Annotated in this window: 18 protein-coding genes; 8 read left to right on the forward strand and 10 right to left on the reverse strand. The window is 70.1% G+C overall.

Annotated elements, in window-relative coordinates; translation table 11 throughout:
• Positions 1–20 precede the first annotated feature (20 nt).
• The gene (gene ftsH / locus NET02_RS14200; RefSeq protein ID WP_284058090.1) at positions 21–2,012 is read right to left on the reverse strand and encodes an ATP-dependent zinc metalloprotease FtsH; all 1,992 of its coding nucleotides are present in this window, start codon (positions 2,010–2,012) and stop codon (positions 21–23) included.
• 352 nt (positions 2,013–2,364) lie between these two features.
• On the opposite strand from ftsH, the gene NET02_RS14205 reads away from it, so the two are divergent.
• Entirely contained in the window at positions 2,365–3,585 is a 1,221-nt protein-coding gene (locus NET02_RS14205) for a M24 family metallopeptidase (RefSeq protein WP_284058091.1), read from the forward strand.
• A 9-nt stretch (positions 3,586–3,594) separates the two neighbouring features.
• Here the strand turns inward: NET02_RS14205 and NET02_RS14210 are convergent, their stop codons facing one another.
• On the reverse strand, positions 3,595–4,053 hold the full coding sequence (locus NET02_RS14210) for a nuclear transport factor 2 family protein (protein ID WP_284058092.1): 459 nt from the start codon (positions 4,051–4,053) through the stop codon (positions 3,595–3,597).
• A gap of 45 nt (positions 4,054–4,098) precedes the next feature.
• Positions 4,099–4,797 carry an LmeA family phospholipid-binding protein gene (locus NET02_RS14215; protein WP_284058093.1) on the reverse strand — a complete coding sequence of 233 codons (699 nt, stop codon included), beginning with the start codon at positions 4,795–4,797 and terminating at the stop codon, positions 4,099–4,101.
• Between the two features lie 246 nt (positions 4,798–5,043).
• On the opposite strand from NET02_RS14215, the gene NET02_RS14220 reads away from it, so the two are divergent.
• From NET02_RS14220 to NET02_RS14245, 6 genes are all read left to right on the forward strand, one after another.
• Positions 5,044–6,252, forward strand: a complete 1,209-nt coding sequence (locus NET02_RS14220) for an ABC transporter substrate-binding protein (protein WP_284058094.1) — start codon at positions 5,044–5,046, stop codon at positions 6,250–6,252.
• Positions 6,253–6,304: 52 nt separating this feature from the next.
• Positions 6,305–7,480: an iron-siderophore ABC transporter substrate-binding protein gene (locus tag NET02_RS14225; RefSeq protein WP_284058095.1), complete on the forward strand. Its 1,176-nt coding sequence runs from the start codon at positions 6,305–6,307 to the stop codon at positions 7,478–7,480.
• A 61-nt stretch (positions 7,481–7,541) separates the two neighbouring features.
• Positions 7,542–8,582, forward strand: coding sequence for a FecCD family ABC transporter permease (locus tag NET02_RS14230; protein WP_284058096.1), 1,041 nt, complete (start codon positions 7,542–7,544; stop codon positions 8,580–8,582).
• On the forward strand, positions 8,582–9,643 hold the full coding sequence (locus NET02_RS14235) for a FecCD family ABC transporter permease (protein ID WP_284058097.1): 1,062 nt from the start codon (positions 8,582–8,584) through the stop codon (positions 9,641–9,643). The genes NET02_RS14230 and NET02_RS14235 overlap by 1 nt, the downstream gene beginning before the upstream one ends.
• 9 nt (positions 9,644–9,652) lie before the next feature.
• Positions 9,653–11,314: an ABC transporter ATP-binding protein gene (locus NET02_RS14240; protein ID WP_284058098.1), complete on the forward strand. Its 1,662-nt coding sequence runs from the start codon at positions 9,653–9,655 to the stop codon at positions 11,312–11,314.
• Positions 11,311–12,165, forward strand: coding sequence for a (2Fe-2S)-binding protein (locus NET02_RS14245; RefSeq protein WP_284058099.1), 855 nt, complete (start codon positions 11,311–11,313; stop codon positions 12,163–12,165). The genes NET02_RS14240 and NET02_RS14245 overlap by 4 nt, the downstream gene beginning before the upstream one ends.
• Here the strand turns inward: NET02_RS14245 and NET02_RS14250 are convergent.
• A complete protein-coding gene (locus NET02_RS14250; protein WP_284058100.1) occupies positions 12,152–12,703 on the reverse strand; it encodes a cupredoxin domain-containing protein in 552 nt (183 codons plus the stop codon). The two genes, NET02_RS14245 and NET02_RS14250, sit on opposite strands and share 14 nt — an antisense overlap.
• Positions 12,704–12,782: 79 nt before the next feature.
• A complete protein-coding gene (locus tag NET02_RS14255) occupies positions 12,783–13,316 on the reverse strand; it encodes a CHRD domain-containing protein (protein ID WP_284058101.1) in 534 nt (177 codons plus the stop codon).
• A gap of 223 nt (positions 13,317–13,539) precedes the next feature.
• Here NET02_RS14255 and map point away from each other — a divergent pair, with 223 nt between their 5' ends.
• Positions 13,540–14,289 (forward strand): type I methionyl aminopeptidase, encoded by a 750-nt coding sequence (gene map, locus NET02_RS14260; protein ID WP_284058102.1) that lies wholly within the window; start codon positions 13,540–13,542, stop codon positions 14,287–14,289.
• Between the two features lie 83 nt (positions 14,290–14,372).
• Here the strand turns inward: map and NET02_RS14265 are convergent, their stop codons facing one another.
• The 5 genes from NET02_RS14265 to NET02_RS14285 form a co-directional block, all read right to left on the reverse strand.
• Positions 14,373–15,290 carry a DMT family transporter gene (locus NET02_RS14265; protein WP_284058103.1) on the reverse strand — a complete coding sequence of 306 codons (918 nt, stop codon included), beginning with the start codon at positions 15,288–15,290 and terminating at the stop codon, positions 14,373–14,375.
• A 139-nt stretch (positions 15,291–15,429) separates the two neighbouring features.
• Entirely contained in the window at positions 15,430–16,914 is a 1,485-nt protein-coding gene (locus tag NET02_RS14270; protein WP_284058104.1) for an LGFP repeat-containing protein, read from the reverse strand.
• Positions 16,915–17,127: 213 nt separating this feature from the next.
• Entirely contained in the window at positions 17,128–17,535 is a 408-nt protein-coding gene (locus NET02_RS14275) for a hypothetical protein (RefSeq protein WP_284058105.1), read from the reverse strand.
• A gap of 490 nt (positions 17,536–18,025) precedes the next feature.
• On the reverse strand, positions 18,026–18,526 hold the full coding sequence (locus NET02_RS14280) for a GNAT family N-acetyltransferase (RefSeq protein ID WP_284058106.1): 501 nt from the start codon (positions 18,524–18,526) through the stop codon (positions 18,026–18,028).
• 30 nt (positions 18,527–18,556) lie between these two features.
• On the reverse strand, positions 18,557–20,017 hold the full coding sequence (locus tag NET02_RS14285; protein WP_284058107.1) for a hypothetical protein: 1,461 nt from the start codon (positions 20,015–20,017) through the stop codon (positions 18,557–18,559).
• Positions 20,018–20,207: the final 190 nt, after the last annotated feature.

The following is a 20,207-nucleotide window of genomic DNA, read 5'->3' on the forward strand; positions in this document are numbered from 1 at the left end:
CGACACAGGCGCCCTCCGGGTTACTCGTCCGCCCCAGCAGCCGCGCCGGTCGGGGTCCGCGCCGGCACCTCACCGAGCACTTCCCGGATCTTCTCCGGCCCGACCGTCTCCTCGATGACCAGCAGGTCAGCCAGACGGTCGAGCTCGTGCCGGTGCTCGATGAGGATCGCCTGCGCCTGCTCCTTGGCGCTGTTGAGGATGCGCTGCACGGCGGCATCGACGCGGTCGAGCGTGGTCTCGGCGATCTGGTGATCCTGGGCGATCTCGCGCCCAAGGAACACGTGCTGCTCGCCGAGGCCGAGGTAGAGAGGACCGATCTCCTCGCTCATCCCCCAGAGCCCGACCATCCGACGGGCGAGCTGGGTCGCCTCCTTGAGGTCGTTCTGGGCGCCAGTAGAGACCTCATGGAAGACCAGCTCCTCGGCGGCGCGCCCGCCCAGCAGGACCGCCAGCCGGCCGAAGAGCTGGCTCTTCGTGTAGTTGAAGCGGTCCTCCTCTGGCGTCTGCACGGTGACGCCGAGCGAACGGCCCCGCGGCACGATGCTGATCTTGCGCAGCGGGTCGGAGCCTGGCGTGAAGTAGGCGACGACTGCATGTCCAGCCTCGTGGTACGCCACTACCCGCCGCTCCTCCTCGCTCATCAGCATGGAGCGGGTGGTGCCGAGGAGGATCTTGTCCAGCGCCTCCTCGAAGTCGGCACGGTCCACGATCTCCTTGCCGCGGCGCGCTGCGACGAGCGCCGCCTCGTTGACCAGGTTGGCCAGGTCGGCCCCGGAAAAGCCAGGGGTGGCGGCGGCCAGCGAATCGAAGTCGACGTCGGGGGCAACCGGGATGCCCCGCGCGTGGATGCGCAGGATGGCGAGGCGACCTCGCCGATCGGGTAGGCCGACGGTCACCTGCCGGTCGAAGCGGCCGGGCCGGAGCAGGGCCGGGTCGAGGACGTCGGGCCGGTTGGTCGCGGCGATCACCACCACGTCGTGGTGCGCCTCGAACCCATCCATCTCGACCAGGAGCTGGTTGAGGGTCTGCTCGCGCTCGTCGTTGCCGACGCCGAGCCCAGCGAAGCGCTGCCGGCCCACTGCGTCGAGCTCGTCGATGAAGATGATCGACGGTGCCTGCGCCTTCGCCCGCTCGAAGAGATCGCGTACCCGGCTGGCGCCGACGCCGACGAACATCTCGACGAACTCCGAGGCGCTGACGCTGAAGAAGGGCACGCCGGCCTCGCCGGCGACCGCGCGGGCCAGGAGCGTCTTCCCGGTGCCTGGCGGCCCGATGAGCAGGACGCCTCGTGGCAGGCGCGCGCCGATCCGGTGGTACTTGGCCGGGTTGCGCAGGAAGTCGACGACCTGCGTCAGCTCGGCCTTGGCCTCTTCCTCGCCAGCGACGTCAGCGAAGGTCACCCGCGGGCGCTCCACATCGTAGACTCTGGCGCGCGAGCGGCCGAAACTGAACACGTTCTGCTGCCCACGGGAGAGGTTCCGTCCGAGCAGGACGAGGAGGCCGAGCAGGATGAGAAACGGCAGGAACCCCAGCAGCAGGCTCGGGAGGGCTGATCCGCCACCGGGCTCCACGTTGATCGGGTGGACACCGTTCGCCTGCAAGAGCTCGATGACCTGCGGTTGTGTGTTCTCTGCGAGGTTGGTGCGGAACCGGGTGACCATCGTCCCCGAGCGCTCGTCCACCCCCGGCGGGAGCGGTTCACCAGGTTGGATGAGCTGGCCCTCGACGATCCTGACTGGCTGCGTGAATCGTCCCTGGACCGTCTGGTTGGAGATCGTGGCCTCCTGTACCAGGCCCTGTTCGACCGCCTCGACGAAGGTGGAGTACGGGATGGTCGGCTGCTCCTCGACACGTGGCCGCAGGAAAGCGTAGACGTTCCAGAAGACGACGAGGGCCAGGATCAGCCAGAGCAGGCCGTAGCGGGAGCTCAGGAGTCGTCGCACGGTGCGGAAGCCGAACGGTCTGCGAGTGTCTGGATCCCGGTCTCGCCGGTTGCGCTCGTTGTCGGCCATTCGCGATCCTCGATACGCTAGCCCATGCCCGTGCTCGCGTGCCACACTGGCACATGGGCGAATGAACTGACGTGATTGTACCCAGCGGGAACGAGCGCTGCCGCTCGATCTCCTCGCCTCGAACCGCACGAGGCAGCCGAGTTGGTCGGCTGCCTCGCACGTGAGGAGGAGATGAGACTGGTGTGCTCGGTTGGGGCGGGAGAACGCCTTCGCTCTCCCGGCACCTCCTAGTATGCCTCAGCCAGGCCTGCTTGTCCAGGGGCGAGAGCGGTACTTCTCGGTGAATTTCTGGTGAATCGTCCGCTCGCTCCTCGCCTCTGGCGGCGTTCGGCAGGCCTGAGCGGGATCGAGGATGGCGCACTTGGCAAACTTCTGCTGGCCGGGCAAGATGGAGGGTGCCCGGTCGGCGGGATCGATCGAGAGATGGGAGGACACTGTGGTGCTGGGGGAAGCCTTTCACCGTCAGGTCGTGTCCGCGCTCGCCGCCCGCCTGAGTGAGTTGAACCGGCATGCCGTGCTTCTGTTCGATCCGGCCAATATCCGCTACGTGACTGGAGTGGGACTCTCCCCGTCGCCGTTCCCGGTGGCTGCCTGTGTCTGGGCCGATGGGAAGGCGGCGCTGCTGGTGCCGGCGACCGATCTGGAGCTGGCAGGGCAGAGCTGGGTGCGTGACGTGCGCCATTACGACGATGACCTCGACGATGTCGAACCGTACCGCTGGATGGCCCGCGAGGCCGGTGGCCCGCTGTTGATCGATACCCTCCCGGCAGCGGCCTGGCAGGCGATCGCAGCCGAGGTGGACGAGATCGCGCTCCAGGATCTCGCCAGCGAGCTTCGCCGTGTGAAGTCTCCGGCCGAGCTGGCGCTGATCGAGCGAGCGGCCGAATACGCCGACATCGCGCTCGAACGGACATTCGCCCGGCTGGCGAGCGGGAGCACCGAGCTCGAGATCCTATCTGACGTCGTCCACTCGGTCACCAGGCTGATGCGGGACGAGCTCGGGGAGCACTACGAGCTGGTTCATCCGGCGCTGGAGGGCGTCATCCAGAGCGGAGTTCGGGCCGCCTTGCCATCTGCCCCCACGAGCACCCGGCGGCTCAGCCGGGGCGATGTGGTCATCGCCGAGTTCACTGCCTGCGTCGCTGGCTATCACGCCAAGTCGGGCTGCACCTTCTTCGTCGGTGATCCGCTGCGCGATGTCGTGAGCTGGGTCGAGGCGGCGGTGCAGGCGCAGGCGGCGGCGCTCGAGGTGGCTGTTCCCGGAACCGCTGCCGGCGAGGTCGACAACGCGGCGCGCCGGGTCATCGAGCGCGCGGGGCTGGCCCGGGCACTGCGCGGGCCGACCGGGCACGGTATCGGGCTGGCGCGCTGGGAGTTGCCGTGGTTACGACCAGATGCTCCCACGCCGCTGGAAGAGGGGATGGTGGTGGTTCTCCGCCCCGGCCTGAGCATTACCGGACGCACCGGCGCGCGGCACGCGCAGACGGTCGTGATCGAGGCCGAGGGGCCGCGCATCCTCAATCCCCGGCAGGAGCGCTGGGCCCGGCTGGAAGACCGTCTCAAGGAGTTCTAGCGAGCCGGCTCACGAGCCGGTCTGCCGGACGAGCTCGATCAGCGCGGCGAGGTCGAAGTAGCAGGACTGCCGGACGATAACCCCTTCTCGCACTGTATAGAAGGCGGCCATCGGCTGGGCGATGCGCTGCCCGTTGTGCGTGGCCACTGCCACGAGTTCGACCGCGACGTGGTCGCCGTCGACCACCAGCGTCTTGACCGCGCTCCACATGTCGGGCCACTGTGCCTCACTGGCCTCCAGCAGGGCGCGGAGCTGCTGTTTCCCCCGGATCTCCTGCCCGTCGAGCTGCGGGCTAGGTACCCAGACCACGATATCGTCGGCGCAGTAGCGGAGCGCGGCCTCGATGTCTCCGCGGTTCAGCGCGGCGATCGAGGCTCGGACGACCTCGGCCGGCGTGCTCGCTCGCCCCTCGACCACGGCCCTGCCATCGCCTCCTCGCTCGATGCGGCAACGCAGCGTCCAAATCATACTCCGGGCTCGCTCGCGGCGGGCACCTGTGCTGGTGCCGGCGGGCTACGCCCTGTTCACCGTCACGACGAGCTGATCCTGCTCCAGGGTCACGTCCTCGACCGTTACTCCCTCGGAGGCGAGCCGCCGCTGCAGCTCGGTCGTGAGCCGGGAGCGCAGATCGTCCGCATCGACGACGAGTCCCAGTGGCCCATCGACGCGAGCGTCCTCCAGCTCGATCGTACCGTCGCGCGCGACCGGCCGCGCGCGGAACGCGCCGCCGAGCCCATACGCCGTGAACCGCATGGTAATGCCAGAAGGGTCGATCTCCGCTCGCACATTGCGGGCAGGGCCGAAGGCTCGAGGGTTCTCCGCGATCTCCCGGTTGAGCTCCTCCTCGGTGATGACGACCTGCTCGGAGCCTGAGGTAGGTGTGGTGTCCGCTGGCCTGGACTCGGGGGTTAGCGATGGCGAAGGAGGAGGGCTCTGCTCAGCAGGTGGCCCCGTCGTGGGGCTTCCCGTCTCGGAAGTCAAAAACGCTGCCAGCGCGATCAAGATGAGCGTGGCCACCACCAGCGTCATCAGGCATCCGAGGGCCCGGCCACCGATGCCTCCACGTCGCTCCCAGCGTGTTCCCGGACGGGGGCGCTGGGCGATCGTCGTCGAGCGCGGCTGTCGATTGGGCGGGAGTCGAGCGAAGGAGGCACCACAGGCGATGCAGCGCCGACCGGGCGACTGGCGGGTGCCGCAGTAGGGACAGTACATCTCGGCGCTTTCCTCCCGCTCTGCTGACCAACCGCAGGCACCGGTCATCCTTCTGTCCGGTACCTGGCGCTCTAGGATACTTAACCGGGAGTAGCACCGGCCGGGCCGAGCTCATCCCGTCCTGCCCAGATCCTCTTGTACCAGCGCATTGACACCCAGGCAGCCCGTTGCTAGAGTAATCCCGAGTAACGGAGTCGGGATTGGTGGCGCCGGCAGCGACCCGGCGCCACCTGTGAGGAGTGGTCGATGAGGGCAGGCAGACCGGAACAGTGGATAGCCGGGACAGACCGAGCATGTCTTCACCGGGCACTGTCCCGCCGGGGATTCTTGCGCGCGCTCGCTGGTGCCGGCGGAGCGCTCTCGCTGGCTGCGTTCCTCCCAGGCTGTCGTGCGGGGAATGAATCGGCGGCAGTGCCAGGGACATCACCGGAAGCCACCTCACCGACTCCGGCCGCCGTGCTCAGCGAGCCGGCTCCATCGCGACCGTCTTCTCCCACTCCCGCGCCTCGAACCACGCCGGCTACGCAGGAGCAGCCAGTCTTCCCCCTCGTGATCCGGCACAAGTTCGGCACCACAGAGATCCCCGAACAGCCTCAGCGTGTTGCCACCGTGGGCTTCAGCGAGCAGGATCCGGTGCTCGCCCTTGGCGTCAAGCCGATCGCCGTGCGGGAGTGGTTCGGCGACCAGCCATATGCCGTCTGGCCCTGGGCGCAGGACGAGCTGGGCGATGCCACGCCCACCGTCTTGCGGATGCCGTTCGGTGAACTCGACTTCGAAGCCATCGCAGCGCTGCGCCCAGATCTTCTCGTCGCCACCCATTCCGGTATCACGGCCGACGAGTACGAGGCGCTCTCGCGTATCGCCCCCACTGTGGCCCAACCAGGCGAATACCCGGACTTCGGCGTGCCATGGCAAGAGCAGACCCGCATCATCGGCCAGGCGCTCGGTCGCGCGGAGCGAGCAGAGGTGCTGATCGCCGAGGTCGAGGCGCAGATTGCCGCCGCGAGGGCTGCGCATCCCCAGTTCGAGGGCGCCACGATCGCCTGGGCCTCGCCGAGCGGCGACGGCGAGTACTGGGCAGTTGGCCCGAACACTCCCCCCATGCGCTTCCTCAGCGCGCTCGGCTTCCGAATGCCGGACGACCTTGCCGCGGTCGTCGGTGAGCTGGACTCGGCGCAGATCAGCGGCGAGCAACTGGGCCTGCTCGACACCGACGCGCTGATCCTCCAGGTGAACACGCCCGAGGAGCGCGCGGCGATCGAAGCGAACCCCCTCTACCAGCAGCTCCGGGCCGCGCGCGAGGGGCGAGCGCTGTTCTTCGTCGGTCTGGACGACCCGCTCTACGGCGCGCTGAGCTTCAGCACGGTGTTGAGCTTGCCGTACGCGCTCGAGCACCTGCTGCCGCTGCTGGTGGCCGCGCTCGATGGCGATCCTTCGACCGGGGCGACGCCGTGACAGTCGCTAGAGAGGCTCGATCGATCGGAAGGAGAGGGAGGGAGTTGACGGGGTGAAGGGGTTGAGCCTCGAGGGTGCGAGGGTGCTCGACGCTCGATTGACGCGCCGGGCACTGGTGCGTGGCGCGCTGCTGGCCAGCGTCGTCGGCGTGTTGGCCGCCTGCGGCGATGGCCGACCGGAGGCGGGCGAGGGTGGGAGCGCGTCCGCGCCGGCAAGCGTCGAAGCGAGCGCAACTCCACATGCCCCGGCAGGGGTGTCCAGCTCTCCGACGGCGGCGCGGGTCGAGACGCCGCTAGCTACTGCCGCGTCTTCAGCGTTTCCGGTCGCCATCGAGCACAAGTTCGGCGTGACCGAGATCCCGGCTCAGCCGCAGCGCGTCGTGGCCCTCGGCTACAGCGATCAGGATCCGCTCCTGGCGCTGGGAGTGCGACCGATCGCAGTGCGCTATTGGTTCGGAGACGAACCGCATGCGGTTTTCCCCTGGGCGCAGGACGAGCTGGGTGACGCGACGCCTGACGTGCTGAACATGCCGTTCGGTCAGCTCGATTTCGAGCGGGTCGCAGCCCTGCGCCCCGACCTGATCAGCGCGGTCTATTCTGGCATCACGCAAGAGGAATACCAGCGGCTCGCGCAGATCGCGCCGACGCTCGCACAGTCCAGCGAGTACATCGATTTCGGCATGCCCTGGCAGGAGGCTACCCTGTTGATAGGGCGTGCCCTCGGGCGAGAGGCGCTGGCGCACGAGCTCGTGACCGAGGTCGAAGCCCGGTTCGCGGCCGCCCGTGCTGGGCACCCGGAGTGGGCTGGCAAGCGTGTCGTCGTCGGATCTCCGAGGGGTGACGGGCAGTTCGGCTTCGTCGCCTCACAGGATGCGCGCTCGCGCGTCTTCACCGCGCTCGGCTTCGAGGTACCGCCCGAGCTGGACGAGATTGCCGGTGGCCAGTTCTGGGGAACGGTCAGCCTCGAGCGCGCAGACCTGCTCGACCAGGATCTCCTGGTCTTCCACCAGCTCGCCTGGGTAGAAGGCGGGCGGGCTGCGATCGAGAGCGACCCGTTGCTCGGGAGACTCCGGGCGATGCAGGAGGGGCGCGTACTCTTCCTAGAGGGCCAGCTCGACGACGCGTTGCAGTTCAGCACCGTACTGAGCTTGCCGTTCCTGCTGGATCGCCTCGTGCCGATGGTCGAGGCTGCGATGGACGGAGACCCCGAAACCGAGGCTGCGCCATGAGTGCCCCGAGACTCGAGGCGACTCCGATGGCAGGCGCTGCTCACTTAGAAGGATGCCGGGAATGGTAGCGAGCGCCCACGGGGCCAGGCGGGCCGGTCGCGGGCTGCTTCTAACGCGCTCGGCAACGCTGGCGCTCTGCGCGGTGGCGCTGGGCGTGGTCGCGCTCGCGAGCCTGCGGATCGGCTCGATCGGCATCACGACCGCCGATGCGGTCGATGCCCTCGTCCGCTACGCGCCGGAGTCGTACGAGCAGACCGTGGTGCGCACGCTCAGGCTGCCGCGCACGCTGATCGGCCTGGGCGTCGGCGCGGCGCTCGCGGTCGCTGGGGCCGCGCTGCAAGGGATGACGAGGAACCCGCTGGCTGACCCCTCCATCCTGGGCGTGAACAGTGGCGCGGCGTTCGGCGTGGTCACGGCCGTCTACCTCGGGGAGCTCACCCATCCGCTCCAGTTCGTCTGGTTCGCCTTCGCCGGCGGGCTGATCGCCGCGATGCTGGTGTACGGTATCGCGTCGGCCGGTCCTGGTGGGGCGACGCCGGTGAAGCTCGCGCTGGCCGGTGTCGTCGTCTCCTCGCTGCTCAGCTCCTGGCTCACGGCCTTGCTGTTGCTCGACCAGCAGACGCTCGATGTCGTGCGCTTCTGGCTCGCGGGGTCGTTGGCCGGGCGCGACCTCAGCGTCTTTCTCGTCGCGCTCCCGTTCCTGCTGCTCGGTCTGGCTGGCATGCTGCTGTTGAGCCATCAGATCAACATCCTGAGCCTGGGCGAAGAGACGGCCCGCTCACTCGGCATGCACACCGGACGGGTGCGGGCACTGGTCACCCTCCTGGTCGTGCTGCTTGCCGGGGCCTCAGTGGCGGTGGCCGGCCCCATCGGCTTCGTCGGGCTGGCCGTGCCCCACATCGTGCGGGTGGTCACCGGGCCCGACTACCGCTGGGTGCTCGCCTACTGCCTGGTGGTGGGGCCGCTCCTGCTGCTCAGCGCGGACATCGCTGGGCGCGTCGTCGCCCGGCCGTCTGAGGTGCAGGTCGGAATCGTCACTGCCATGGTCGGCGCGCCGTTCCTGATCGCCCTGGCGCGCCGGCGGCGCGTCGCGGAGTTGTGATGGTACGAGCGCTCGTCTCCTCCCAGACGGAAAGGCGTCCCCGGCTGCGGGTGGTGCGAGTGGGCGGGGTCGCCTTTCGGGTCGATGCCAGCGTCCTGGCGATGACCGGCCTCGCGCTGGCTGCCCTCCTCGCGCTCAGCGCCTGGGCGCTGACCCTCGGGAGCTACCGGCTCCCGCTCGCCGCGGTCATCGCGGCACTCTCCGGGAGCGGCAGCGACGAGGCCCAGTTCATCGTGCTCGACTTGCGGTTGCCCCGCATCCTCGCCGCCGTGCTGATCGGCCCCATGCTCGCCATGTCGGGGGCGATCTTCCAGGGACTGGTGCGCAATCCCCTGGTCTCGCCGGACGTGATCGGCGTCAACGCCGGCGCGGCCTTCGTCGCGGTCTTCTGGATCACCACCAGGCACTCGCCCGCCGCGCTCCCGCTGGTGGCGTTCGCGGGCGCGGTCGTGGCCGCGTCGATCGTGTACCTGCTGAGCTGGCGCGGGCATATCGCCGGCCCCCGGCTGATCCTCGTCGGCATCGGCGTGAACGCGGCGCTGTCAGCCGCGACGTCCTTCATGGTCGTCCGCGCTGAGATCAACGACGCGAGCCGGGCAGTGCTCTGGATGACCGGGAGCGTGTACGCCAGCACCTGGAACGATGTCCGGACGCTTGCGCTCGCGCTGGCCGTGCTGGGGCCGGTAGGTATCGCCCTGATGTGGTCGCTGCGGGTCATTCAAGCTGGTGACCTGGTGGCCCGAAGCGTCGGCATGCCGCTGGAGCGCGTGCGCCTGTCCTTGATCCTGGTCGGCTGCGGGCTGAGTGCGGTAGCGGTATCGGTGGCCGGGCCGATCGGCTTCGTGGCGTTGATGGTGCCTCACCTGGCCCGGATGCTGGCCGGGCCGATGTGCGGGAGCGTCTTTGCTTTCACCGGCGTCCTCGGCGCCCTGCTGCTCCTAGGCGCGGACATGGTAGGCCAGCACGCGCTGCCGGTGGGGTTGCCGGTGGGAGTGGTGACGGCGGCCGTGGGCGCGCCCTACTTCCTGTACCTGCTCTACCGGGTCAACGCGCGGCTGTAGGGGGTGGAGATGGCGCGGCTTCTGGCAGACACTGTCACGCTCGCCTACGGGCGCGACCGCGTGGTAGTCGACGGGCTCTCGCTGGAGATCCCCGATAAGGCGGTGACCGCGATCATCGGGCCGAACGGGTGCGGGAAGAGCACGCTGCTGCGCGCGCTGGCGCGGCTCCTCGCTCCCCAGCGTGGCTGCGTCGTGCTGGACGGCGAGGCCATCCACCGGCTGCCGACCAGAGAGGTCGCCCGGCGGCTCTCGCTGCTGCCGCAGCAGGCGTCGGCCCCGGAGGCGATCACGGTCGAAGACCTGGTGCGCCGCGGGCGGTACCCGCACCAGTCGTTTTTCCAGCCACCGAGCCGGCGTGACCAGGTCGCGGTCGAGCGGGCGCTGGAGCTGGCCGGCATGACCGAACTGCGGGACGTCCCGGTCGACGAGCTCTCGGGTGGGCAGCGGCAGCGGGCCTGGATTGCCATGACGCTGGCGCAGGAGACTCCCTTGCTGCTGCTCGACGAGCCGACGACCTATCTCGACATCGCCCACCAGCAGGAGGTGCTCGCGCTCATCCGCTGGCTCAACCGAGAGGAGGGGCGCACGGTCGTCCTGGTGGTGCACGACGTGAACCACGCGGCGCAGGTGAGCGACTGCGTCGTCGCCATGCGCGGTGGACAGGTCGTCGCCCAGGGGCCGCCGGATCGCGTGCTGAGCCCGGAGCTGCTGGAGCGCGTTTTCGAGGTACCCTGCGAGGTAGTCGTGCCCTCGGCGTCGGGGTCTCCCGTCTGCATGCCACGCGGCCGCGCGCTGCCTCCGGGGAACAGCGCGCCAGCCGGTCGCGCTGCCCTCCGGGCCGAGCGGCTGTCCAGTGGCTACAGTCGCCGGCCCGTGCTGCGCGACGTCACCGTCTCGCTCCCGGCCGGGCGGGTGACGGCGATTGTCGGCCCGAACGCCTGTGGCAAGTCGACGCTACTCAGGACGCTCGCCCGGCTGTTGAAACCGGAGGCCGGGATCGTCTTCCTCGACGAGCGGCCAGTCTGGGAGAGCAGCCACCGCGAGTTCGCCCGGCGGCTGGCGCTCCTCGCCCAGGGAGCGACCGTGCCTGAGGGGTTGCTGGTCGAAGAGCTGGTCGCCATCGGCCGCTATCCCTACCAACGCTGGTACCGCCAGTGGAGCGAGCGAGACCAGCAGGCGGTCGAGCGGGCCATGGTCGCTACGGGGGTGATCGACCTGCGCTGGCGCGCGGTCGAGACCCTCTCGGGCGGGCAGCGGCAGCGCGCGTGGCTGGCCATGGCGCTGGCTCAGGAGACCCCGGTCTTGCTCCTCGATGAGCCGACGACGTTCCTCGACATCGCCCACCAGGTGGAAGTGCTCGACCTGGTGTGGGAGCTGAGCCGATCCGAGGGCCGGACTGTCGTCGTGGTGTTGCACGACTTGAACCAGGCCTGCCGCTACGCCGACGAGCTGGTGGTGATGAAGGACGGTCGCGTCGTGGCCGCTGGGCCACCCGCTGAGGTCGTCGACCAGGAGCTCGTGCGCGACGTCTTCGGCGTCGACAGCACGGTGATCCCCGACCCCGCGACTGGCCGTCCGCTCGTCCTCCCTGGGCGAGCGCTGGAGTTCGAGCTGGCCTCGGAGCGGCTCGGGGAGGCAGAGCCGCGAGGGAGAGCGTGGAGGGGAGCGTGACGTACCGGCCAACAGGTGTCTCCGGGCAGAGCGTCTCGCTCTCGTCCCCGCCGATCCAGCAGACGCTGGCCCGGGCCACCGCGCGGTGCCCGCAGGTGAGCGCCCGCTGGGGCCTGCCGCCCGAGGGGTGGTGGCTCGCTGCCGACATCGTGAGCGACCCGTCCGCCGTGAGCGAGCTCCTCGACCAGCTCTGCTGCTGGTACGAGATGGATGACCGGCAGGTCGCGGCGAGCTTTCTGGTGCTCGCGTACTTCTGGTACCTGCTGTGTGGCGCGGTGGCCTGCTACTTCCTGGAGCGGCGCGTCCCCGATCTGTCGGCCGGCGCGGTAGCGCTCCATCTCCGGCAGGGCGTGGCGTTTCTCTCTCCGCGCTGCTGGGCACTGCCGGACGACCCGGCGGCCGGGCACCCGGCTGTGCTCGTCGTGGCCGACGAGGACGCGCTGCGTCGCCAGCTCGTCGACCAGCTCGAGCGCGAGCACGCCGAGCCGCTCTTCTCGACGCTGCGCCGGGTGGCACCGTTCGGCCTGGTCGGGATGCGAGCGAACTACGTCGATCGTCTGGCTAGCGTCGTGCTCTGGCTGGCCGAGCAGCTCGGAGACCAGGAGCTCGCGCGCCGCGAGGTGCCGGCTCTGGTCGCCCTCGCGGGCCCGAAGGCGCGGACTGGCATCCTCGAAATCGAGTGCGAGGGCCGCTCGGGGCTCGTCCTGCGACGCGGTGGGTGCTGCCTGAACTACCGGCTGCCCGGCAGAGAGAAGTGCGATACCTGCTGCCTGCGCCCGCTGGAGGAGCGCGCTGTCCTGCTGCGGCGGTATCTCGCTCCTGGCGAGGGCGCCGCGTCTAGCGCACGATGACTTTGCCCTCCATGTCCGGGTGGAGCAGGCACCAGTACTCGTACTCGCCCGGCGTATCGAACGTCATCTGGAAGCGCTGGCCCTGCTCGAAGAAACCGGAATCCCAGCGCCGCTCCTTGTCGGTGACGGTATGGGTGGTCGGGCTCGTGTTGATCCAGACGACGGTCGTCCCTGGCGAGATCGTGATCTCAGCGGGTCTGAAGCCGAAATTGAAGACTTCTACTTCGACCTGTTGCCCGCTGGTCGGGCCCGCAGTCGGGGTAGCGGCCGCCGCCGGTGCTGGCGTCGCGGTGGCCGGCGGCGCTGCGGTCGGCGTGGCGGTCGGCGCGGGAGTGCTGGTGCCGTCGCTCCCGCCGTACGGCTCGCCGTAGCCGTACGAGCGGTCGGCTTGCGTCGGCGTTGCGGCCGGCGCTGAACCGGCCGCGGCTGGGGTGTTCATAGCCGGCTGGGTACCACTGCCGGTACTAGCGCAGGCCACGACGGCGATCGTGAGCGCGAGCGGCAGGGCGAGGAGGGCGAGCATGCGGGCACGAAACATGTCCCGGGCCTCCATCGGTGGGTCGTACCCCTCCCCACCGGCTGGGGAGCTGGTGGGGAGGGGTCTCGACGTCAGGCGCTCAGGCGCGGGCGCGACGCAGGGTGAGCCCGGCGCCGACCGCCACCAGGGCGAGGGCAGCCAGCCCGCCGATCAGCGGGAGCTGGGCCGTGCCAGCGCGCGGCTGGCCGGTGGCCGGGGCGACCTGGGCTCGGGCCGGGATGTCGCCGCAGGCCACGTAGACGGAGATTTCCTGCCCCGACTTGTGGACGTTGATCGCGAAGTTGCCGGTGAGCAGGTTCGCCAACGGCACGTCGACTACCGTCTCCGAGGTCCCATTGACGACGTTGTTGAGCGGGTACTGTGGCTGCGGGTTCAGGTTGGCGCAGGTACCCGGGTGGATGTGTGCCGGCTGGGGCGTGTCGCCAGGCGGGTTGCTCAACTGGATCGTCACCCGCGTCTGGTTCCCCATCGCTGTCAGCGTGGCAGTCCCCGACTGCCCTGAATCGCTCTGCTCCGACAGGTTGACGGTGACGGTCTCCTGCGCCGAGGCCGCTACCGCCGTGAACAGCGCTCCCAACAGCGCGATGGTGAGCGCGAACATGACTCGTCGCATAGGGTGCTCTCCTCTCCTAAACCAACGCTCGGGTCCGGGTCGACGTCGTCCCGTCCCCCTCGCCCGACCCTCAACAGCAATACGAGATCGATCGCTCGACGGATTGCCCGGATCAGCTCATTCCCGCGTGGTACACTGATGTGTTAGCTCGGCCGCAGGAAAATCCGCTCCTGCTGGCCCGCCGGTATAGGCCAGTCCACGCGAGCATCATCGAGGAGAGGACGTGCCGATCCTACTCAAGCGCCCAGAGCAGCTCAAGCTGATGCGCGAAGCTGGCAGGATCGTCGCCGAGACCCTCCTCCTCCTGCGCGAAGCGGTGCGCCCCGGAATCACGACCGCCGAGCTGGATGCCTTAGCCGAGCGCCACATCCGCCGCCGCGGCGCGACCCCGTCGTTCAAGGGCTACCGCGGGTTCCCGGCGACGATCTGCGTCGCGGTCAACGATGAAGTCGTCCACGGCATCCCTGGCCCGCGGGTGCTGCGCGAGGGCGACATCGTCGGCATCGATATCGGAGCACGTTACCGCGGCTTCCACGGCGACGCCACGATCACCGTCCCCGTGGGGCGGGTCTCCCCCGAAGCCGAGCGGCTGCTGCGGGTGTGCCGCGAAGCGCTGGACATCGGTATCGAGCAGGCGCGGGCCGGCAACCGGCTGACGGACATCTCCGCGGCGATCCAGCGGCACGTCGAGGCGGCGGGCTTCTCGGTGGTGCGCGACCTGTACGGGCACGGCATCGGCCGCGCGCTGCACGAAGAGCCGATGCTCCCGCACTATGGGCCTCCGGGGCAGGGCCCGCTGCTGCGGCCGGGGATGGTGCTCACCATCGAGCCGATGATCGCGGCCGGCAGGCCCGACACCCGCCTGCTCGACGACCATTGGACTATCGTCACCGCCGACGGTAGCCTCTCGGCCCAGTTCGAGCATACCGTGGCCATCACCGACAACGGCCCGGAGATCCTGACCCTCCCTTGAGACCGCTCACCGGCCATGCCCGGGCCGCGACCGGGCGCGCAGCCGTCGAACCTCGGGGCGTCGTGGCTCCCGGCGGGCGCCGCCTACTGCTCTGCCACGCAGGCCGCCGACTGTTGCGGCCGGCGCAGCGGGAACGGAATCTTGCCCTGCACCACCGCTAGCCCGGCCAGGATGCCGGCCACGCCCGCCACGGTGCGCCAACCGACCGGCTCGCCGAGGACGAGCCAGCCCAGCGTCACCCCGACCGGTGGCATGAGATAGGTCGAGAGCGAGGCGTTCACCGCTCCCACCTGCGCGATCAGACGATAGTACAAGATGTAGGCCAGCCCGCTGCTCACGGCGCCCAGCCCGATCCAGGCCGCCAGCCGGGGCAGTGTGAGCTCGAGCGCCGGCGGATCGGTCAGCAGAAGCGTTGGCGGCGCGAGGAGAGCGCTGGCGACCAGGATCTGCCCGGCCGAGAGCGCCAGCGGCTCGCCGCGCAGGCGCGCCCGAGCGTAGGCGAAGCCGAAGCCGTAGCAGGCGCTCGAGAGCAGGATCGCGAGTTGCCCCTGGGCCGACGAGCTGGCCAGCGTCGCCAGGTCGGCGCCGCTGAGGACGAGCACGCCGCCGAAGCCGAGCAGCAGCCCGGCCAGCTTGGCGGTGCTGAACCGCTCAGCACGGAAGGCGAGGACGGCGAAGAGCACGGCGAAGAACGGCGTGGTGGCGTTGAGCACGGCAGCCAGCCCTGAGTCGATGTGCTGCTCTCCCCAGGCGATCAGCAGGAACGGGACGATGTTGCCGGTGAGCGCCATCACCGTCAGGTCGACCCAGGTGGCCGGGCGGCGCGGCAGCCGGATGCCCCGCAGGGCGAGCACTACAAGCAGTGTGGCGGCCCCCAGCACTAGCCGGCCGCCGACCAGCGGCAGGGGCGGAATGCCGGCGACGGCGACCTTGATCATCAGGTAGGAGCTGCCCCAGATGGTGCCGAGCAGCACGAGCTGCGCGAGTTGGCCGAGCGTCATGCCTCTCTCCAGCCTTCAGGACATCGCCGGGGCGCGCCTGTGTGCCACCGCCGGCTCGTATACCTGAACGCCAGAGCCGCTCGAGCCATTCCGGCGAGTCCACCGGCCTGCCGCACCGTCGCGCAGCGGGTGCTCTCGCCTAGAGGTCATCCACAGTAAACGTCACCGAGTCGAGCAGCACATCGAGATCCGGGTCGAGCTGGCCGTTAGCGTTGCTATCCCAGTAGGCATTCACGGTTACGGTATCGTTCACGCCGTCGTCGACGATGCCGCAAGCGAAGAGCGGTCGGCTGAACTGGCCGATCGCGTCCGTCGCCCCAGGGGCGATGTCATCGTTGACCGGACACGCTGCAAACGAGGCACTCGCCCGCGTTCCGGAGGGCGTGTCCGAGTCACGGATCTCGAGCAGCACGGGTATCCCTTCGGCCGGCCCGCGCTCGTCGCGGACGACGAGCGTAGCGGTGGCGTCGGCCGTCGCGTCCCCGACTTCGGCCTCGGTAGTCATCGCGTCCGGCCGGACGGTCAGCGAGCCGGCAAGCCACCGCTTGGTCGCACGGTCCTGTGGCTCGTTCGGGTCCCGATCACCGTCGTTGTTCACGTCGATGAAGCCGCGCACGATGTTCGTCACCGGCTGATCGTTGGTGAAGGTAAAGCGCGCGTGGCCGCTTGCGTCGGTCAGGACCTCACCGGCGGCCGGCTCGGGGTTCCCGCCACCGGTAACGACGAAGGTCACCCGCACGTTTACCACCGGTCGCCCGCCGACCTCGACCCGGGCGACCACCGTGTGCTCGGTGCCGACCGGGTTGACGTCGCTGGTCGGCTCGAGCGAGAGGCGCGCGTCCTCCGGCGGTACGACCGGCTCCGGCGTGGGTGTCGGAGCGGGAGACGATGGCGCGAGGCGCTGGGCCAGGAGCTGGGCGCCCAGCCGGCCCAGCAGCACGTCGTACCGCTCCGGCCAGGCCCCCGGATGCCACTCGAACCGCTGCCGCTCGAAGTACTGGACCGTGTACTCCCGCCCGTCGTCCGGGTTCACCTCGCGGAACTCCTCGCTGATCGGGTAGCCGAACACCGCTAGCCCGCCGAACTGTTCCCAGTAGGCCCGGAAGCCGGCACACAGGTTGTGGCCGGTCTCGGCGAAGTAGAGGCAGCCAGGCTTCGGCCCGGCCGGGGAAAAGGGCCCGGTCGGGAAGGTGGGATCGCTTCCCTCCCGCAAGGCGACCAGCTCGTGGCCGAGCAGCCCGAGCAGGACATCGTGCCGCTCGGGATAGGTGCCCGGATGCCACTCAAAGCGGGCCCGCTCGAACCACTGAGTGGTGAGCCCGGTCTCGGGATCACGGTACTCCTCGGTCAGCGGGTAGCCGAAGATTGCCAGCCCGCCGAACTGCTCCCAGTAGCGGAGAAAGCCGGCGCAGAGGTTATGGCCCGTTTCGGGGAAGTAGGTACAGCCAGGAATGGGCTCGGCAGGAGCAGCCGCGCTCTCGAGCGGGCCTGGCTGCGCTGCTGTCTCGCCCGGGGCGGAGATGTGTGCCGCCAGCAATGCCGCGATGACTGCCGCGGCCATCCAGAGTAGCGGCGCGCCGAGCTGTCGCCGGCGCCGGGAGCCGCTCACAGGTGTCTTCTCCATGGCGTCCCCAATCCCTTCGAACAACGGCTGCCGACATCCCGCGATCGCTCCCGGTCACTCGGCTCTGGCTCGTGCGCTCGACCCGGTGCGGCCGAACGGTCACGGGTTCTATCGAGACGCGACGCCTCTACCTCTTCCGACGCTTGGAGAGGGCCACGGTTGCGAGCGGCCGTGCCTGGGGCGCTGCCTGGCAGCAATGCCTGGCGTCCCGGCTCAGCTCGCGAGGAGCTGGAAGCGGGGTGCCCGCTGCTCGATCCGCGCCTTGATCTCCTCTGGCGGATGCTGGCGGAAGCTGGCGATTTCCTCAGTATTGTGCACGTAGACCTTGATCTCGAAGGGGATCGCGTCCCGGCGCTGGGCCTCGCGCCACCAGCGGTACAGCGCGTCGACCCACCCCAGCCCGGTCGCCTCGACGCGGAAGAGCGAGACCCCTTGTCCCTTGAGGTAAGCCAGCGCCTCGCCGAAGTAGACCCGCGCCTCGCCGGTGGACTCGATCACGTTCTTGATGTCCCAGTAGTGGTGGGGCACCGAGCGGAGCGTGACCAGCCAGGCCCCCGGCATCGTCGGCGCGCTCGTCTTCTGCTTGGGCTGGAAAGGACGTCCCCGGCCGAACTCCGGCATCTCCGCTCCTCCCTCATCCGGCGTCTGGCCCCGCCGTCGCCACGGCGCGGGCAACCGCCACCGCAGCCGATTGTACCGGAACGAGCACCGGCGCGCGCGGTGGCCCGGGCCGCCGTCCCCGCGAGGCGGACGCGACCGGACGCCGGAGGGGCACGCCAGCGACGGCGCGCGTCCCACGGCACGGGACGACCGTGCCCAGTCCCGGTTCGACCTCTGGCCCAGCAGGTCGTGGCCGGACAGCGGCGGCCAGGGAACTGGACGATGGCTGGGCCGCGGCAACCGACGCATCGGAGCCGTCTCGGCCGCGGGCGTCCTCCACCGTCTCGTCGCCGCGCCACGGGGATCGCTCCGCGCCTGGCCTGTCGTGCTGTAGGGACGAAGGCCGGTCTTCCCTGCTATCGGTTAGGTCGAGGCGCCGCTGTGACGGTAGCGAGTCTCCTCGGGTGCGAGCAGCGTGCCCGGTCGTCGAGATGGCACGCCGGGCATCAGGTCAGACGTCCGGCCGGATGCGGGCCATCGCGTAGGCGTCGACGTAGCGGCCGTCGCGCAGCGCGAAGTCGCGCAGGGTACCTTCGATCACGAAGCCGAACCGCTCGTAGAGCCGGATGGCGCGCTGGTTGTCGGTGTAGACCTCGAGCTCGAGCCGGTGCAGTCCCAGCCAGCGGTCGGCCAGCTCGATCGCGGCGGCCATCAGGGCCGTGCCGATGCCCCTCCCCTGGTGATCGTCGTGTACCGCCATGCCGAGCGAGCCGGCGTGGCGTCGCCGGTCGGCCTGCTGCCGGTAGAGCGTGAGCATGCCCACGACCCGGCCGTCCAACTCGGCCACCAGCGGGTGGCGGTCAGGCGAGCGGCGACTCAGCCGCTCGCGCCAGTCCTCGAGCGAGCGGTAGGGGAGCTGCAAAGTGCCGTGGATCACGCCTGGGCAGCGGAAGATCTCGGCGATTGCCTCGAGGTCTCGCTCTTCAGCGGCGCGGACCCGGATATCCTTCATGCCTTTCCTCCCCCCTGCAAACGATTCGCGTCACGGCGTCTCTAGCGCTGACCGGTCCGGCGAGCGTGTCGAGCGCTCGGGCGAGCCGACCAGCAGCAGCGCCAGCAGCAGGGCGACCGCAGCGATCAGCGCCGCCAGCAGCCGCTCGTCCAGCGGGGACTGGGCGTAGGGCTGGAACGGCACCAGCCAGCGGCCAAGGTCGACCCCGAGCCGGCCGGAGACGACGCCCACCAGCTTGTTGACGCCGTCCGGGTGGTGGTAGAAGCGCTGCGGGTCGAGGTAGCCGATGGCGGTCAGCATTGCCCCCCAACCCCAGAGCAGGGCGGTCGCCAGCCAGCCGGGCCAGCGGGCGTGGGCGAGCCAGGCGCCGAGCGGGGCCGCAACCAGCGGGACGACCGGCACGAGGTAGCGAGCCGGAGGCCCCCACTCGCCCCACCAGACCTTGTACGCGGCCATCAGGGCCAGGTAGGGCGCGACCGCCGCCAGCGCGATCCAGAAGGATCGCCGCTCGGCTTCGAGCCACCAGGGCAGCGCCGCGACCGCCAGGATCGTGACCGGGGCGACGACCCAGAGGCCCCACTGGGCGTCCAGCAATAGTCCGGCCGCTCCATTGAGGGCGCCGGCCAGGCCGTTGAAGCCGGCGTGATCCGCGGTGCGCTGCCAGGGCACCCCGTAGAGCCACAGGTTGTATCCGAGCAGCGCCAGCCCTCCGGCCAGCGCGGGCGCGATCGCCAGCGTCACCGGCCAGCGCGGCCGCGCGCGCAGCCAGCGGCCGAGCGCGACGAGGCCGAGCACGGCGGCGGTGAAAACGAAGCGCTGGTGCAGCCAGGGCAGGAAGCCGATCGCGCCGCCGGCCAGCAGCCATTGCCAGGGACGGCTGTTCGGCGCGGCCAGCCGCCGGACGGCGTAGATCAGGCACAGCGCGGCCGGCACCTCCGGGAACAGCAGCAGCGCGTAGGGGCCGACCGGCATCGCCAGGGCGAGCCCGAGCGCGACCGTGCCGGCCACGCCGGGCGGCGCGCCGCTTTCCCGGGCCAGCAAGAACATCTGGCCGAGCAGGAGCACGCCGCAGGCCAGCGGCACCAGCACGGCACCGGGCCGGCCCAGCGCGGCCCAGGGGAGCGCGATCAGCAAGGTGAGCCCCAGCCCGTGCTTGGTGTGGAGGCCGGGCAGGCGGGAGTGGGCGGGGTGCGGCGGCAGCTCGCGCGGGAAGCTGGGCCAGCCCTGCCAGCCCGGCGGCAGCGGGTCGGGCGGGTAGAACTGCTCGTAATCGCGCTGCGCGTAGTTATTGGACTCGTCGAGGTCGCCGTCCTGGAGCAGGCTGATGGCGGTCATCACGTAGAAAGGCTCGTCGCCGGTCAGCGGGTCGAGCCGGGTGAGGACGCGCGGCAGCAGGGCCAGCCAGGCGAGCAGGGCCAGCCCGCAGACGACGAGCAGGCCGTGCTCGAGCGGTCTCTGGACGGGAGCGAGTTGTGCAGCCGGGTGGCCCATCGTGTCCCTCGCGGGGAGGATAGCACGTGCCAGGACCGGATGGTCTCGGAGTCGAGGACCTCGCGGGCGACCGGGAAGCGGCCGCAGCGTGTGGGGCGCCCGGGCCGGCGTGGCGCGTAGGCAGCGGGGCGACGGGGCCAGGGGCGGCTGCGGCGCGCGGGCGCGGTAGGGCGACCGGCTGGTCGCCCCT

Source organism: Thermalbibacter longus, from assembly GCF_023806485.1.
Classification (GTDB): domain Bacteria; phylum Chloroflexota; class Chloroflexia; order Thermomicrobiales; family Thermomicrobiaceae; genus Thermalbibacter; species Thermalbibacter longus.